The sequence below is a fragment of the Neorhizobium sp. PAMB6716 genome, from assembly GCF_058242805.1.
On record NZ_JBZAYW010000003.1, the window covers coordinates 253,029 to 268,082 of the forward strand.

Genomic DNA, 15,054 nt, shown 5'->3' on the forward strand with positions numbered 1-15,054 from the left:
GCCATGCATCAGAAGACCGAACGCGATCTGCAGGCGGTGAAGGATTATCTGGAGGCCTCGATGGCGCCCGATCCGGTGCGCGCGGCCACCTTCGTGGCGCCGGAATTTCTCTGCCGCTTCACCGGCAACCGTGTTTTCCGCACGCCGTCAGGCCCGACTGGCTTCAATGCTGCCCGTTACGCCTGGGTGAAGAAGCGCATCGAGCGTTATGACGTGGTGCCGGGTGAAACGGAGACAATCGTCTACAGCCTCGGCTTTCTTTACGGCGCCTGGCCGGATGGCACGGAATTCGATCACAACCGTTACGTTGACCGGTTTGTCGTGCGCGACGGCCTGATCATCGAAACCGATGTGTGGAACGACAGCGCCGAATGGATCCTTGATCCGGGCGTTGCCCGTCAGCCGGGCTCGCCCGCATAAGGCGCCAGGATATTCATGAGGTCACGGCCGCGCGCATCGGACGCCTGAAGCAGCGCGCGCGACGCCACCGCCTCCAGATGCGCCTCCATCATGTCCGCCGCCTTGTCCGCCGGGCCGGTGCGGATCGCCTCGATCAGGTCGAGATGCTCGCTCACGGCGCAATCGGAGGAGTGTGGCCGGCTGAAGGCCGAGAGTGCAAGGCCGGCGCGATAGCAGATTTCGGTGACATAACGGATGAGGATCGGTTTTCCGGTCATCTCGGCCAGCGCCACGTGGAATTCGGTCGCAAGGCGAATGGCCGTACCGTCAGCGCCATGGCGGGCCGCATGTTCGGCTTCGACGATCCCCTGCAGGTGTTTTATCTCGCGATCGCTGAGCTTTCCCGCCAGATGCCGCACAACCTGCCGCTCCAGAACGATGCGAAGATCAAAGATGTCGCGCGCATCGGCAAAGGACGGGACGGCAACGGTTGCCATGCGGTTTCGCCGCAGGTCCACCAGCCCTTCGGCCGCCAGCTGGCCAAGAGCGTAGCGGGCAATCGTGCGGCTGGCGCCAAACCGTTCGCCCAGCGCATCCTCCGGAAGCCGGTCTCCCGGCAAAAGCGCGCGCTCCAGGATCGCCCGGCGGATTGCCTTGCAGATGAGGGAGAGCCGATCTGCCTCGCCGCGTGCCGGAGTTTTTTTCGCTGCCATGCCGTGTCCTGCTTTGCCTGTTCTGCATACGGAAAACGAGACGAAAATTCAACGTGCGGGGCGCCTTGCGAAATGCCGCTTTGACGGGCAGATTGCCCAGATAAAGTGCATGCACTTTACTGGCAATCGTTCCGCCCGCCCGACATCATCCTCCAGCGGATGGCATGGCGATTGCGTTGCCCTGGAAAACGAGAACCAACGAGAACCAAGACAGATGACGACAGAGCGTTTGCACCCAAAAGCTGCCGGGGGCATGGTCACCAGCCCGCATCCTCTGGCAAGTGCTGCGGGTGCGGCCGTGCTCAAGGCCGGCGGCAATGCCATCGAAGCCGCCGTTGCAACGGCTGCCGTTCTTGCCGTGACGATGCCGCATTTCTGCGGGCTCGGCGGCGATGCCGTGTGGCTGGTGGCCGACCGCGAAGGTCGCAAGGCCTCGTTTCTCGGCATCGGGGCTGCCGCGCAAACCCTTCCCCGCTATGATCAGCCGATCCCGTTGCGGGGGCCGGGCTCTGCCATCACGTCGGCGGCAGCGGTCGATAGCTGGCAACATGCACTCGACTACAGTGCCGGTCACTGGGGTGGACATGCCGACTTTTCGACGTTGATCGCGCCCGCCATCGAGCTTGCCGAAGAAGGCTATGTGCCGACGGCTTCACAAGGCTTCTGGCTTGATTTCCGCGCGGCGGAGATTGCCCAGTGGCCGGGCTTTTCCGCAATCTTCGATCACCGGGGCAAGGCCGGGCCGTTTCGCCAGCCGCAATTGGCTGAAAGCCTCAGGCTTCTCGCCCGAGACGGTGCCCGCTCGTTCTATGAAGGCGAATTGGCGGGGCGGATCGCAGAAAGGCTTTCCGCTGCCGGATCGCCGCTGACACTTCTGGATCTCGCAGAAACTCGCACCCGCACGGCGGAACCGGCGACGCTTGCCTATCGCGGCCTCACTCTTCTGGCTCCACCGCCGCCGACGCAAGGCATCTCGACGCTCGCCATTCTGGGCATCCTCTCCCGCTTTGATCTTGGCAGCGTTTCGGCAGACGGCAGCGAGCGGTATCACCTGATCGTGGAGGCCGTGAAACAGGCGTTTCTCGACCGCGGACTGATTGCCGATGGCAACGACATCGACGGCATCACCGCCCACTGTCTCGACCCGGCCCGCCTTGACGCCAAAGCGAGGGTCGTCGATCCCGAAAGGGCGCTCTCCTGGCCGAATGACTATCGCCACGGCGATACGGTGTTTTTCGGTGTGGTGGATGGCAAGGGGCAAAGCGCCAGCGTGCTGCAAAGCACCTATTTCGACTGGGGAAGCGGCGTCGTGGTGGGCGATACCGGCATTCTCTGGCAAAATCGCGGGGCGGCTTTTTCCACCGATCCCACCCACCCGAATGCCGTCGCACCGGGCAAGCGCCCGTTTTATACGCTGAACCCGGGCATAGCGCTGAAAGACGGCAAACCGCACCTGATCTATGGCACGCAAGGCGCAGACGGCCAGCCGCAGACGCTTGCCGTACTGCTGACCGGCCTGATCGACCACGCGATGAGCCCGCGCCAAGCGCTGGCGCAACCGCGCTTCCTGCTCGGCAAAACCTTTTCCGACAGCCGCGACAGCCTGAAACTCGAGGCATCGCTGGAAGATACGGTGTTTGAGGAGATGGCAGCGCGTGGCCATATCGTGGCGCCGCTTCCCGCCCTTTCGCCGCTGTTTGGCCAGGCGGGCGTGATCCGCATCGAGGAAAGCGGCGATGTCTGCGGCGCGCACGATCCGCGCGGAGAAGGCTTGGCTGTTGCCGCGCAAAATAGGCCCGGCTGACGCGTTTCGAGAAAAAATCATCTCCCGATACCACCGTCTCGGCACAAGCATTTCTTCCGCCCCCATTGTCCGGCTGCTAGCAAAGAGGACATTGGGAACGGAGAAAATGTCTGATGACTGGTGGATGCGAGATCGCCTGGTTTTCTGCCCTGTGCGATGACGATTATGAATTTCTGGGCGTTCCCGATCCGCGCCTGCAGTCGAGCTTTGAACACTGTCGCGATATCGTACTGCAGGCCGAAAGCAGCGGTTTCGACAATATCCTGCTGCCATCCGGCTATGCGCTCGGCATCGATACGACGGCATTCGCCTCTGCCCTGGCGGTTCTCACAAAGCGCATCAAGCTTTTAATGGCGGTGCGCATGGGCGAAAGCTGGCCGCCGCAGCTCGCCCGCCAGATTGCCACCATCGACCGCATCACCGGCGGACGGCTTGCCGTGAACATCATTTCGAGCGACCTGCCGGGGGAAACGCTGGACAGCGGACCGCGGTATCAGCGCACCATTGAAGCCATGGCGATCCTGCGCGATCTGCTGAATGGCAAACCGGTCGACCACGATGGCACGTTCTGGAAGCTGAAGGTCGATCCGCCGCGCATCACCACCCTCTCTGGTCGCTCGCCGCAGTTCTATTTTGGTGGCCTTTCGCCGGATGCGCGCGAGGCGGCAGCCGCCGGCGCCGATATTTATCTCATGTGGCCCGACCGGCTGGAAGCCGTGCGCGAAACGATTGCCGACCTGAAGGCGCGTGCTGAAAAACGTGGCCGCAGCCTGCGCTTCGGTTACCGCGTGCATGTGGTGGTGCGCGAAACGGAAGCGGAAGCGCGGCTTGCCGCTGATCGCCTTCTGTCGAAGCTCGATGATGCAGCCGGCGCTGCCATAAGGGCAAAATCGCTCGACAGCCAGTCGGTTGGCGTGCGCCGGCAGGCGCAATTGCGCGTGGAAGCCGGCAATGAAGGTTATGTGGAGGATAATCTCTGGACCGGTATCGGCCGCGCCCGCTCCGGCTGCGGCGCTGCCATCGTTGGCGATCCCGATCAGGTTCTCAAAAAACTGCAGGCCTATCGCCGCGAAGGCATCGAGGCCTTCATCCTCTCCGGTTACCCGCACGCAACGGAAGCCGATCTTTTTGCCCGTTACGTGCTGCCACGCATCGACCACGGCCCTCTCTGATCATAAGTTTTCGCGGTCATCCGCCGGCAGGAGGTGGATCGCCACGGTCTCCTCAAACCGCGCGCCGGGCTCAATCAGGGCAATATCCTGCGCCGTCAGCCCACGCTCCGAAACATTGAAAATGCCGGCCCGATGCGAGGCGGGCTCAAGGCAGAGATAACCCGGCATCCGGTGACAGACGAGGTGAGAAAGCCCCGACGTTGCCGTGATCGCAACCCGCGCCCCTCCCCGCGTCTGTGCCTCGGCAAACGTCCAGCCTTGAAGATGGAGGGTGAACGGTTCTGCCGGAAGCCGAACTTGCGTTCGCTCCACGCGAAGATCCGATGGCACGCCGGTCTCATCCACCGGCCAGTCGAACGCCGCGTCGCTCGAGGCCGGCGCATCCATCGCCACATCGAGAAAGGGATGCCAGCCCATGCCGCCGGGCATCACACTTGGGCCGGTGTTTTGCAGCGCAAGGCTGATCGTCAGGCAATTCTCCCCGATCATGATGTGCTGTTCGGCGCGAAAGGCAAACGGCCAGTCCGCGTTGGGCCGGTAATCGAGCGCCATGTCGATCCGGTCGCTTGCCCGTTCCGTCACCTGCCACACCCTTCGATGGGCGGGGCCATGCAGCGCATCGGGCGCCACCGCCGGATGCGGAGCCAGACGATGGGTTTTGCCGAGATGATGCAGCAGCCCACCGACCACCCGGTTGTGAAACGGAAACAGCGGATAGGCGCCGACCTTTGGCCAGTACAGCGGATCGAACGTATCCGCCGTCATCGGCACCAGAATATCGCCGAAATCGCGGTGGAAAAGGCGCGACATGCGCCCGCCAGCCGAGGGCCGGAAGGACGCGACAAGCGCGCTCTTGCCAATCTCGATGTCCCCTTGGCCCTCAGGCAAAGGCATAGGAGCCGTCGGGCCGTTTGGGCACGCGGCGCTGCCAGTGGACATAGCCATCCTCGGTCATGGCCTTTTCGTCCATCTCGACGCCCCAGCCGGGACGGTCTGGCCGCAGTTCCAGATAACCGTCCTTGGGCAGATAGGGATCGACCACATAACGGGTCTCATCCTCGCGGCTTTCGATTTCAGTTCCCCCATAGACGTAGCACTGGCCCTTCGGCAGGCGGTATTCCAGAATGCGGAAGCTTTGCGTGGCGGCAGCGAAATGCACGTTGACCGCTGTTGCCAACGGCCCCATCGGGTTGTGCGGCGCAATCGGCACGAAGAAGGCTTCGGCAATGGTGGCGATCTTGCGCATTTCGGTGATGCCGCCAACGACGCAGATATCCGGTTGGATGAGATCGGCGCCCTTCACCTGCAGGAGCCGCAGGAATTCAAACCGATTGTAGAGGGATTCGCCCGTCGCCAGCGTGCAGTTCAGTCCCTGTTTCAGATCCCCCCAGGCCTCAATATTTTCAGGGCGCAGCGGTTCCTCGAAGAACAGCGGATCATAGGGGGCGAGCGCATTGCCGAGCTGGCGGGCAGCGGCCGGCTCGAAAATCTTGGCATGGGCATCAAACGCAATCTCGTAATCATCCCGCACGGTTTCGCGCAGCGAGCGGAAATAGTCGGCCGAAGCCTTCACCACCTCACCCCAGCGGTTGGAATGCAGATCGATCCGCCAGGGCGAAAGCTTGAAGGCTTTAAAGCCGTATCCTTCGTTCAGCCGGTCGAATTCGTCCTTGGCTGCCGGGGCATCGGGCGCCGTATAGACGCCCGCATACACCTTGATCCGGTCGCGCACGGCACCGCCGAGCAGCTTGTAGACGGGTACGCCGAGTGCCTTGGCCGAGAGATCCCAGAGGCAATGATCGAGCGCCGAAATGGCAGACAGACCCATGGCGCCGGGCGGAAACCGGCTTTGCTGGATGAGCAGGTTGACCAGATATTCCACCCGCGACGGGTCTTGCCCCGCGATGAAGCCATAGATGTAATCGAGCAGCGGCGGCAGCGCCAGATCCGGGCCGTGATTGTAACATTCGCCCCAACCGGTCAGGCCGTCATCGGTATCCAAGGCCACGATCACCCGTGGCCGGTCCTTGTCGCGCGTGACGAACACGCGCATGCGATCAATTTTCACGAGCTATACCTCACGGCTTGAAATAGCTGCGGCGCGCAAGCCGCGTCTGCACATAAAGCCGTTCGCCATAGGTGCCGGGATTGTAGGAATTGGCGCTTTCCTGCACCGGAACCGAAAGGTTGCCTTCGCTGGGGAAACGGGCGACGAAATCCTCGTCGATATCGCAGCCGAGGCCCGGTGCATCCGGCACGGTGAGGAACCCATCCACCTGCACCGGATGCGGCACGATGGTGTGGGCGCGGCCCTCCCAGTCGTCATCGATCCGCTCCAGCATCAGGGCGTTGGGGATGGAAGCGAGGAGATGCAGCGCTGCATATTCGGCCACAGGCCCCAGCGACCCGGAATGCGGCGCCACCTGGATGTGATGGGCTTCCGCCATCGCCGCAATCTTCTTCATCTGCGTGATGCCACCGGCACGACCGGTATCGGGCTGGATGATATCGACCAGTTCCTGTTCGATTAGCTGGCGCTCGCCAAAGATGGTGGCGGTGCGCTCGCCGGAGGCCAGCGGCAGATGGGCCGCATCACGGATACGGCGGTAACCGTCGATATTGTCGGGCGCAATCGGATCTTCCACCCAGAGCATTTCGTAAGGCTCGAGCGCGCGCACCAGGCGGCAGGCATCGGCGGGCGTCATCCACGGCGGACCATGCAGGTCGATGGCGATATCGATGTCATCGCCGACCGCATCGCGAAGACCGGCGACCTTGCGCACCGGATCGGACACGCCGCCGCATTTGATCGCCTTGATGCCGCGCGCCTTGACGGCCAGCGCCCGCTCCGGCGTGTTGGCATGGGAATAGATCTGCACCTTGTCGCGCACCTTGCCGCCGAGCAGCATCCAGACGGGAACGCCGAGCGCCTTGCCCTTGATATCCCAGAGCGCCATGTCGATACCGGTCATGGCGCCGGCGCCGACGGTGCCGAGCATGCCGTGGCCCATCATGGCGATGGCCATCTTCTGCCACAGCTTTTCGATATGTGCCGGGTCTTCACCGATCAAAATCGGCGCCATGTCCTTGATCGCCGTTTCGATGACACGCGGCCAGCCGGAGCATTCGCCGATGCCAGTAATGCCCTCATCGGTTTCGATCTTCAGAAACAGCCAGTTGCGGGTGCCTTCCAGCTTATGCTGCGTCACATGTGAGGCGTGGCCGTCCGAGGCCCATTTGGACGGGTCCGGCTGGCCGGCATGCATGAGGAAGGTGCGGATCGCGGTAATCTTCATCGGGCAGAGCTTCCATTTTTAACAAGGGTGGACTGGATGAGAGGTGTGGCGGGTTCGACGTAGCGAAAGCGCCGCGAACGATCGCGGTCGCGCGGGTCCGGCCGGGGAATGGCAGAAAGAAGTGCCTGAGTGTAGGGATGATCGGGAGCGTTGCAGACCTTTTCGGCCTCGCCGACTTCCACGAGCTTGCCGCGATACATGACGCCGACGCGGTCGCACATGTAACGGATGACGCCGATATCGTGGCTGATGAAGATATAGGCGAGCTGCAACTCGTCCTGCAGCTTCATCAGGAGATCGAGCACCTGGAAGCGTACGGAGACATCGAGCGCCGATGTCGCCTCATCCGCCACGATGATACGTGGTTTCAGCGTGATGGCGCGGGCAATGCCGATGCGCTGGCGCTGGCCGCCGGAAAAGGCGTGCGGATACCGTTCGCGGCCTCTGGGATCGAGCCCCACCTGCTCCATCAGCTGGCAGACGCGTTCGTCAAGTTCCTTGCCGCGCATGATGCCGTTGACCAGCAGCGGTTCGCCGATCACCTGCGCCACCGTCATGCGCGGGTTGAGGGAGCCGAACGGGTCCTGGAAAACCATACGCAACTCGCGCCGCGCTTCCTTCAGCGCCGTACCTTCGATTTTCGCGAGATCGACCACCGCGCCATCAGCCTTGCGATAGTGCATTTCGCCGCCGGTCGGATCGTAGAGCCGCATGATGGCGCGGCCCATTGTGGTCTTTCCCGATCCGCTTTCACCGACGATACCAAGCGTTTCTCCGGGGAGCAGCGAGATCGACACATCATCCAGCGCCTTCAGCGTACCGAAATGCTGCGAGAGATTGCGCACCTCGAGGATGGGTTTGGCGCTCGTATCGAGCGGCGGACGGGCAAGGCGGATTTCCGCCTTCTGCTCCAGCTTCAGCACCGAGCCGATCAGCATTTTCGTATAAGGGTCCTGCGGCGCGTGAAAAATCTGCTCGACGGGGCCGTATTCCTTGGCAACGCCGTGATGCATGACGAGCACGTCATCGGCAATCTGCGCCACCACGCCCATGTCATGGGTGATGAACAGCACCGCCATGCCGAAGGATTTTTGCAGGCGCGCGATGAGATCGAGGATTTCCGCCTGTGTGGTGACATCGAGTGCCGTCGTCGGCTCGTCGGCGATCAGAAGCTGCGGCTTGCAGGCAAGCGCCATGGCAATCATGGCGCGCTGGCGCATGCCACCGGAATACTGGAAGGCGTAGCGGTCGATGGCCTGTTCGGGATTGGGAATTTCCACCTGCCGCAACAGGTTGATCGCCTCGTCGCGCGCCTGCTGCTTGGTCATCTTCATGTGCAGCCGCAGCACTTCGGTGATCTGGTCTCCCACCGTATGCACCGGCGAGAGCGACGACATCGGCTCCTGAAAGATCATTGCGATGTCGCGACCACGAATATCGCGGATCGCCTTGGAGCGCGGATGCAGTTTTGCCAGATCCACCGACTTTCCATCGGCGGTGTTGAGGATGATCGAACCGGAGGCGATTTCGCCGGGGCTGTCGACGATCTGCAAAATCGAGCGGGCGGTGACGGACTTTCCCGAGCCGCTTTCGCCGACGACGCAGAGCGTCTTGCCCTGTTCGATGGAAAAGGAAAGGTCGTTCACCGCCTTGAAGAGGCCGGTGCGCAGCGGAAACTGCGTCACCAGATTGCGCACCTCAAGCAGCGGTTTGCGCGGAGAGATCGTGTGGATGTCGCTCATCGTGCCGACCTCACTTGTTATAGGGATCGGCTGCATCGCGCAGGCCGTCGCCGAGGAGGTTGAGCGCCATGACGGCAATGACGACGGCGATACCGGGCAGGAAAAGCCAGGGGGCGGTCGCAATCGAGCGAATATTCTGCGCCTCGCGCAACAGCACGCCCCAGGAGATCGTCGGCGGCTGCAGACCAAGGCCGAGGAAGGAGAGCGAGGTTTCCGCAAGGATCATCGCGGGAACCGCAAGCGTCACCGAAGCAATGATGTGGCTCGAAAAACTCGGCAGCATATGCCGGAAGATGATGCGCCCCTCCGACACCCCATCGAGCCGGGCAGCGGCGACGAATTCCTCCGTACGCAGCGAAAGGAAGCGGCCGCGCACCACGCGGGCAAGCTGCGCCCAGCCGGTGAGCGACAGGATCACCGTGATCATCATATATTGCATCGTCGCCGGCCAGCCCTGCGGCAGGGCAGCCGCCATCGCAAGCCAGATCGGAATGGTCGGCAGCGACAGAACGAAATCGATCACCCGCTGCATGACGAAATCGATGCGCCCGCCGTAATAACCGGAAATGCCACCCAAAACGACACCGAGCAGCAGCGAGATGAACACGCCGACGAGGCCAATGGAGAGCGAAATCTGCGCACCCTGCACGACACGGCTGAACACGTCACGGCCGAGCCTGTCAGCGCCGAAGAGGAACAGCGGGCGGCTGGGATCCGTGGAGGCAACAAGGTGGATTGTCGTGTTGAACAGCCCGAAGACCGAATATTCGTAACCCCGGCCGAACAGTGCAATCGGGATCTTGCGGCTGGTATCCTCGGTAAAGATCGCCGCCAGTGTTTCCGGGTCGCGCGTCAGCTTCAGCGGATAATAATGCAGGCCGAGCGAAAAGCCGTTGGTGGTATCGATCAGATGCACGCGCTGCGGCGGATGAAAGGTGGCGCGCGCGTTCTGCAGCGTCGGGTCGTTGATGGCAAAAAAGCCGGGGATCAGCGCCACCAGATAAAGGGCGATGGTGACGAAAAGCGAGATCATTGCAAGGCGGTGGCGCTTGAAGGCCCACCAGATCAGCTGCCATTGCGAGGCAACGGCGGCCCGGTCCGGCTGAACATTGGTGATGGCGATATCGACCATGTCAAAAACCCTCCTATTCGAGACGGATGCGCGGATCGACAAGCGCCAGCAGAATGTCGCTGATCAAGGATCCGATGAGGGTAAGCGCGCAGATGAGGAGCACGAAGGCGCCGGCGAGATACATGTCCTGCGCCATCAGCGACTGCAGAAGAAGCGGAGCGGCCGTCGGCAGGTTGAGGACGATGGCCACCACCACCGACCCGGAAATGAGGTTCGGCAACAGCCAGGCAATGGTGGAAATGAAAGGATTGAGCGCGATGCGCATCGGGTATTTTGTGAGAAGCCGGAACTCGGAAAGTCCCTTGGCGCGTGCCGTCGTCACATAGGGTTTCGGCAGCTCGTCCAGCATGTTGGCGCGCATGACGCGGATGAGGCTTGCGGTGGAGGACACCGCAAGAATGGCAACTGGCAGCCACAGATGCCCGAGAAGATCGAGCATCTTGGCGATGCTCCAGGAGGCGGTCTCGTATTCCGGTGAAAACAGCCCGCCGACATCCTGCCCGAACTCGACGGCTGCGACATACATCAGCAACAACGCCAGCAGGAACGAGGGGACGGAAAGCCCGAAGAAGCTGAAGGCGGTAAAGAGGTAGTCACCGACCGAATATTTGCGCACGGCGGAATAAACGCCGATCGGCAGTGCAATGGCCCAGGTGGCAAGAAGGCTCGCGACAGCCAGCACCAGCGTCAGCGCCATGCGTTCCCAGATGAGGCCGGAGACCGGTTGCTGCCACTCGAACGAGATGCCGAAATCGCCGCGGGAGAGAATGCCCCACATCCATTTGACATATTGCACCAGCATCGGATCGCCGAGGCCAAAACGTTCGCGAAGGCTGGCGGCCGTGTTCTGGTCGATCACCTCGTTGGAGGCGGCAAGCGTTGCAATATAGGTGGTGACATAATCACCCGGCGGCAGCTGGATCAGCACGAAGGCCAGAAAGCTGACGGCAAACAGCGAGGGGATCATCCAGAGCAGGCGTTTGGCAATGAATTTCAACATGGCATGCACTCGCAGACAGGACCCAGCCGGAATGGCTTGCCGAAGCGGTGCATCGGCGGTCGTTCAGGATCTGGCGGTTGACGGGGCGCCGCCTTGAGAGGCGGCGCCAGTTCATCATTCTCAGCTCGTAAAGGTAAATTGCTGCGGCAGTGCCGGACCCGGGTTCGGCCATGTCCAGCTGTCCGGCTGCTTTTCCGGCACATTGCGCAGGTTGTTGCGGATAATGCCGAAACCGCCGACGGCAAGGCAGACGCCGATGGTCTCGAACTCTTCCGCCGTAATGTCGAAGAGTTGCTTCATCACTGCACCACGTTTTTCGAGATCGGCGGTGGAACGCGCCTCATCGAACAGCTTGAAACGCTTCTTCTGGCTTTCCGGGGGCTCCTCGCCCTTGGCGCCATTGGACGTATACCAGAGCGTCCACGGAATGGCGTAACGCGAGCCTTGCGGATGGAAGGCAAAGAAATCGCGCGGGTCAAGCATCGGATCGAGCCCGCCCGGTCCCGGCCAGACGGCGGCATCATGGGCATTGTCGTCGCCGCGGGTGTAATAGAGCGCCCGCTCGATGGTGTTGACCTTGATATCGATGCCGATGCCCGCCCACTGCGCCTTCACCAGTTCCAGCGTATCGACCAGATCCGGATAAAGCGTCGGGATCACGTCGATGGAGAAGAACAGCGGCTGGCCATCCGGACGCAGGCGAACGCCATTGGCGTTCTTCTTGTCGAGGCCGGCCTTGTCGAGGAGCGCATTGGCCTTGTCAGCGCTGTATTCGGTAAACTGGCGGGCGAGCTTCTCGTGATACCAGGGATGGCCGGGGCGCGGGCCTGTCTGGTAAAGCTCGCTCTGGCCGAAATAGACGATGTCGATGATTTCCTGCCGGTTCATGCCGAGTGACAGCGCCTGCCGGAACGACTTGTCGGCAAAAATCTTGCGCAGCACCGGATCCTTGTGGGTGATGTTGAGGTAGATCTGGCACTGCTGGGCGGCAGACGGCACCAGCGTCAGAAGCCGGTAATCACCCTTTTTCATGTTCTGCGACAGCGTCGGCTTGTTGGCGAGAACGCTGATATGGCGCTCCTGAATGTCGATCTTGCCGGAGATGACGTTCAGCATCAGCGATTCCACATCCTGCGAAATGCCGAAATTGACTTCATCGATGTAAGGCAACTGGTTGCCCTCGGTATCCACCTGCCAAAAGTAGGGATTGCGGGTCATGACAACGCGCGTTGCACCGCCGGAATAAGGCTCCTTCACCACCCAGGGATCGAGCGTCGGCTTGTCGACATTGGCCCAGCGCGAGGGAATTTCGATATCGCCGCATTTGGCGCGGAAAAGTTCTGTCCAGCTGGAAACGCCGGCGGCCTTCACTTCGGCATCGAGGCCAGCATTGTATTTCGGAAGGAATTTGCTGCAATAGTGCTTGGCAAACAGCGTCGGATGCTGGCCAAGCGGCGTCGCAAGGTTTTCGAGGTAAAGCGCGTTGGACGCGGCAAAGGTGAATTTCACCGTGGTGTCATCGATCTTCTCGACAACGACCGCCTTGCCGGCCACGGAAAGCTGGGCAGGCGTTGCGCTGTAAAGCTCCTTGTTTTTAACAACGTCTTCGATGGCAAAAACCACATCATCGGCGGTGAACGGGTGACCGTCCGACCAGCGCACGCCGGGGATGAGATGGAAGGTAAACTGCGTGGCGTCGGCATTCACATCCCAGCGTTCGGCAAGGTTCGGCAGAACGGCGGTGAAATCCATATTCCAGCGCACGAGGCCCTGATTGCCCACCATACGCAAAATGCCGTTATGGTCGGATGAGCCGCGCAGGCCCCGGCGCAGCGAGCCACCGTAGGACCCGATTTTTTCGACCGGTGTCACCACCATCGGCTTTGGCGGCAGGCGGTCGGCAAGTGCCGGCAGCTTGCCATCCTTGGCAAGCGCCGCCAGCTGCGGCGCCTCCTTGGTGCCGGCGGCCAATGCGCCCCGCGGCGCAAGAGACATGGCGGCCGCAGCACCCATTCCAGTCAGAACCGTACGGCGCAAAATGCCGCGTGCTCCCTTATCCCCGTCTTGCATCAGATGTCTCCTCCCAGACCATGAATGCCCCGGCTGCCCGCCGGACGACCCGGCTCTCCCAAGCCTGTGGGTCGATGCGAACCCCTCCAAAGGCCAGCGAGGCGGACCATAGACTCGTTTTCAGATGATGACAAGTATTGACAGATTTTTACAGCTTTTATAAGTCTGGCAGCCAATCGGGAGCCTCAGGCCCCCTCTTCGGGAGGAAGACCATGCATCTATCGGACGAGACGCGCGACAAGCTGAAGGCTGTTTCCACCGCGACATTAACGACGGTTCTTTTGAAGCGCGGCCTGCGCAACGTGTTCATTCGGGGCATCCACAAGATCAACCCCGATGCACCGCGCCTTGTCGGCCCTGCCTTTACGCTGCGCTATATTCCGGCCCGTGAGGATCTCGATCACGTCGGCGCCTTCAACGATCGCGGCCATCCGCAGCGCCGCGCCATCGAGGAATGCCCGGAAGGTGCGGTTTTGGTGATGGACAGCCGCAAGGATGCCAGTGCGGCCTCTGCCGGCGGTATTCTCGTGACGCGCCTCTGGAAGCGCGGCGTTGCCGGCGTCGTCACCGATGGCGGTTTTCGCGATACGCCTGATATTGCCAAGTTGCCGTTCGCCGCCTATCACGCGGCACCGTCGGCCCCCACCAACCTCATCCGCCACCACGCGCTCGACATCAACCAGCCCATCGGCTGCGGCGACGTTGCGGTTTATCCCGGCGACATCCTGGTCGGGGACGACGAAGGCGTGGTGGTGATCCCCGCAGACATTGCAACCGACGTCGCCGACGAGGCGTTCGAGCAGACGGTGTTTGAGGATTTCGTCGAGGAAAAGGTGAAAGCCGGCCGCACCATTTTTGGCATCTATCCGCCAAACGCCGAGGCCGAGGCGGAATTTGCCGCCTGGCGCAAGGAAAAGGGACGCTGATTGATGAGACCGGAGCTTGCCGCCGCAGCGCGCACTGAAACGCGCTACAGCGACATCATCTACGAGAAGATTGTCGGCATGATCGCTGACGGGCGTTTTCCCGTCAACGAACGCCTGCCATCGGAAACCAGTCTTTCGACGCTGCTCGGCGCATCCCGCCCGGTGGTGCGCGAGGCGCTGGAACGGTTGCGCACGGATCAGCTGATCGTTTCTCGTAAGGGCTCCGGTTCTTATGTCCGCCAGCGGCCGGACTCTTCCATGCTGAAGGAGGTGCCTGTGGGGTCGCTGGCAGACGTGCAGCGCTTTTTCGAATTTCGTGCAGGTCTTGAGGCCTCGGCCGCCGAACTTGCCGCACGCAACTGGCAGCCGGCCGACAAGCAGCGCATCGCCGACACGTTCGAAGCTCTGGAACTCTGTCTCGAGCGCAATGATCTCGGCGCACAGGAAGACCAGGATTTTCACGATGCCGTGGCGCTTGCCACCGGTAACCAGTATCACACGCTGGTGCGCGAATGGTTCAAGCCGCATATCGCCATCGGCATGTCGGTGACGCGCACGCTCAGCCTCAAGCGCACGCCCGCCCATGTGCGCGCCGTGCAGGACGAGCACAAGGCGATCGTCGAGGCGATTTTCGCCCGCCGGGAGGCCGATGCCTTTGCTGCCATGCGCGACCATATCCTGAACGCGCGGGCCCGCATGTTCCAGGGCGTCTGACGAGGACCAAAGACAAGAGCAGCCGTAGCGGCGACGGCGGGAGGCAGGGAGAGCCAACCGGAGAGCCGCAACCCTTGGGGAGGATG

General features: G+C 61.9%; 13 protein-coding genes. 5 read left to right on the plus strand and 8 right to left on the minus strand.

Annotated features, from left to right (window positions below; all coding sequences use genetic code 11):
- Positions 1–3 precede the first annotated feature (3 nt).
- On the plus strand, positions 4–420 hold the full coding sequence (locus AC4CWH_RS26155; protein WP_491322427.1) for a nuclear transport factor 2-like protein: 417 nt from the start codon (positions 4–6) through the stop codon (positions 418–420).
- Here the strand turns inward: AC4CWH_RS26155 and AC4CWH_RS26160 are convergent.
- The gene (locus AC4CWH_RS26160; protein ID WP_491322428.1) at positions 399–1,112 is read right to left on the minus strand and encodes a GntR family transcriptional regulator; all 714 of its coding nucleotides are present in this window, start codon (positions 1,110–1,112) and stop codon (positions 399–401) included. The genes AC4CWH_RS26155 and AC4CWH_RS26160 overlap by 22 nt on opposite strands.
- A 253-nt stretch (positions 1,113–1,365) precedes the next feature.
- Between AC4CWH_RS26160 and AC4CWH_RS26165 the strand changes: the two genes are divergently transcribed.
- Complete coding sequence (locus AC4CWH_RS26165) at positions 1,366–2,916, plus strand: gamma-glutamyltransferase family protein (protein WP_491322543.1); 1,551 nt, start codon at positions 1,366–1,368, stop codon at positions 2,914–2,916.
- A 113-nt stretch (positions 2,917–3,029) separates the two neighbouring features.
- A complete protein-coding gene (locus tag AC4CWH_RS26170) occupies positions 3,030–4,088 on the plus strand; it encodes an LLM class flavin-dependent oxidoreductase (protein WP_491322429.1) in 1,059 nt (352 codons plus the stop codon).
- Here AC4CWH_RS26170 and AC4CWH_RS26175 read toward each other — a convergent pair whose 3' ends face one another.
- From AC4CWH_RS26175 to AC4CWH_RS26205, 7 genes are all read right to left on the minus strand, one after another.
- Complete coding sequence (locus tag AC4CWH_RS26175) at positions 4,089–4,898, minus strand: aldose epimerase family protein (RefSeq protein WP_491322430.1); 810 nt, start codon at positions 4,896–4,898, stop codon at positions 4,089–4,091.
- A gap of 70 nt (positions 4,899–4,968) precedes the next feature.
- On the minus strand, positions 4,969–6,156 hold the full coding sequence (locus tag AC4CWH_RS26180) for a galactarate dehydratase (protein WP_491322431.1): 1,188 nt from the start codon (positions 6,154–6,156) through the stop codon (positions 4,969–4,971).
- Positions 6,157–6,166: 10 nt separating this feature from the next.
- Positions 6,167–7,384 carry a mandelate racemase/muconate lactonizing enzyme family protein gene (locus AC4CWH_RS26185; RefSeq protein ID WP_491322432.1) on the minus strand — a complete coding sequence of 406 codons (1,218 nt, stop codon included), beginning with the start codon at positions 7,382–7,384 and terminating at the stop codon, positions 6,167–6,169.
- A complete protein-coding gene (locus tag AC4CWH_RS26190; protein ID WP_491322433.1) occupies positions 7,381–9,126 on the minus strand; it encodes an ABC transporter ATP-binding protein in 1,746 nt (581 codons plus the stop codon). The genes AC4CWH_RS26185 and AC4CWH_RS26190 overlap by 4 nt, the downstream gene beginning before the upstream one ends.
- Positions 9,127–9,136: 10 nt before the next feature.
- Positions 9,137–10,258 (minus strand): ABC transporter permease, encoded by a 1,122-nt coding sequence (locus tag AC4CWH_RS26195; protein WP_491322434.1) that lies wholly within the window; start codon positions 10,256–10,258, stop codon positions 9,137–9,139.
- A 13-nt stretch (positions 10,259–10,271) separates the two neighbouring features.
- Positions 10,272–11,258: an ABC transporter permease gene (locus AC4CWH_RS26200; protein WP_491322435.1), complete on the minus strand. Its 987-nt coding sequence runs from the start codon at positions 11,256–11,258 to the stop codon at positions 10,272–10,274.
- 120 nt (positions 11,259–11,378) lie between these two features.
- Complete coding sequence (locus AC4CWH_RS26205) at positions 11,379–13,328, minus strand: ABC transporter substrate-binding protein (RefSeq protein ID WP_491322436.1); 1,950 nt, start codon at positions 13,326–13,328, stop codon at positions 11,379–11,381.
- Between the two features lie 212 nt (positions 13,329–13,540).
- Here AC4CWH_RS26205 and AC4CWH_RS26210 point away from each other — a divergent pair, with 212 nt between their 5' ends.
- Together AC4CWH_RS26210 and AC4CWH_RS26215 are read left to right on the plus strand one after the other, a co-directional pair.
- Entirely contained in the window at positions 13,541–14,254 is a 714-nt protein-coding gene (locus AC4CWH_RS26210; protein WP_491288025.1) for a ribonuclease activity regulator RraA, read from the plus strand.
- Between the two features lie 3 nt (positions 14,255–14,257).
- Complete coding sequence (locus AC4CWH_RS26215) at positions 14,258–14,968, plus strand: FadR/GntR family transcriptional regulator (RefSeq protein ID WP_491322437.1); 711 nt, start codon at positions 14,258–14,260, stop codon at positions 14,966–14,968.
- Positions 14,969–15,054 lie beyond the last annotated feature (86 nt).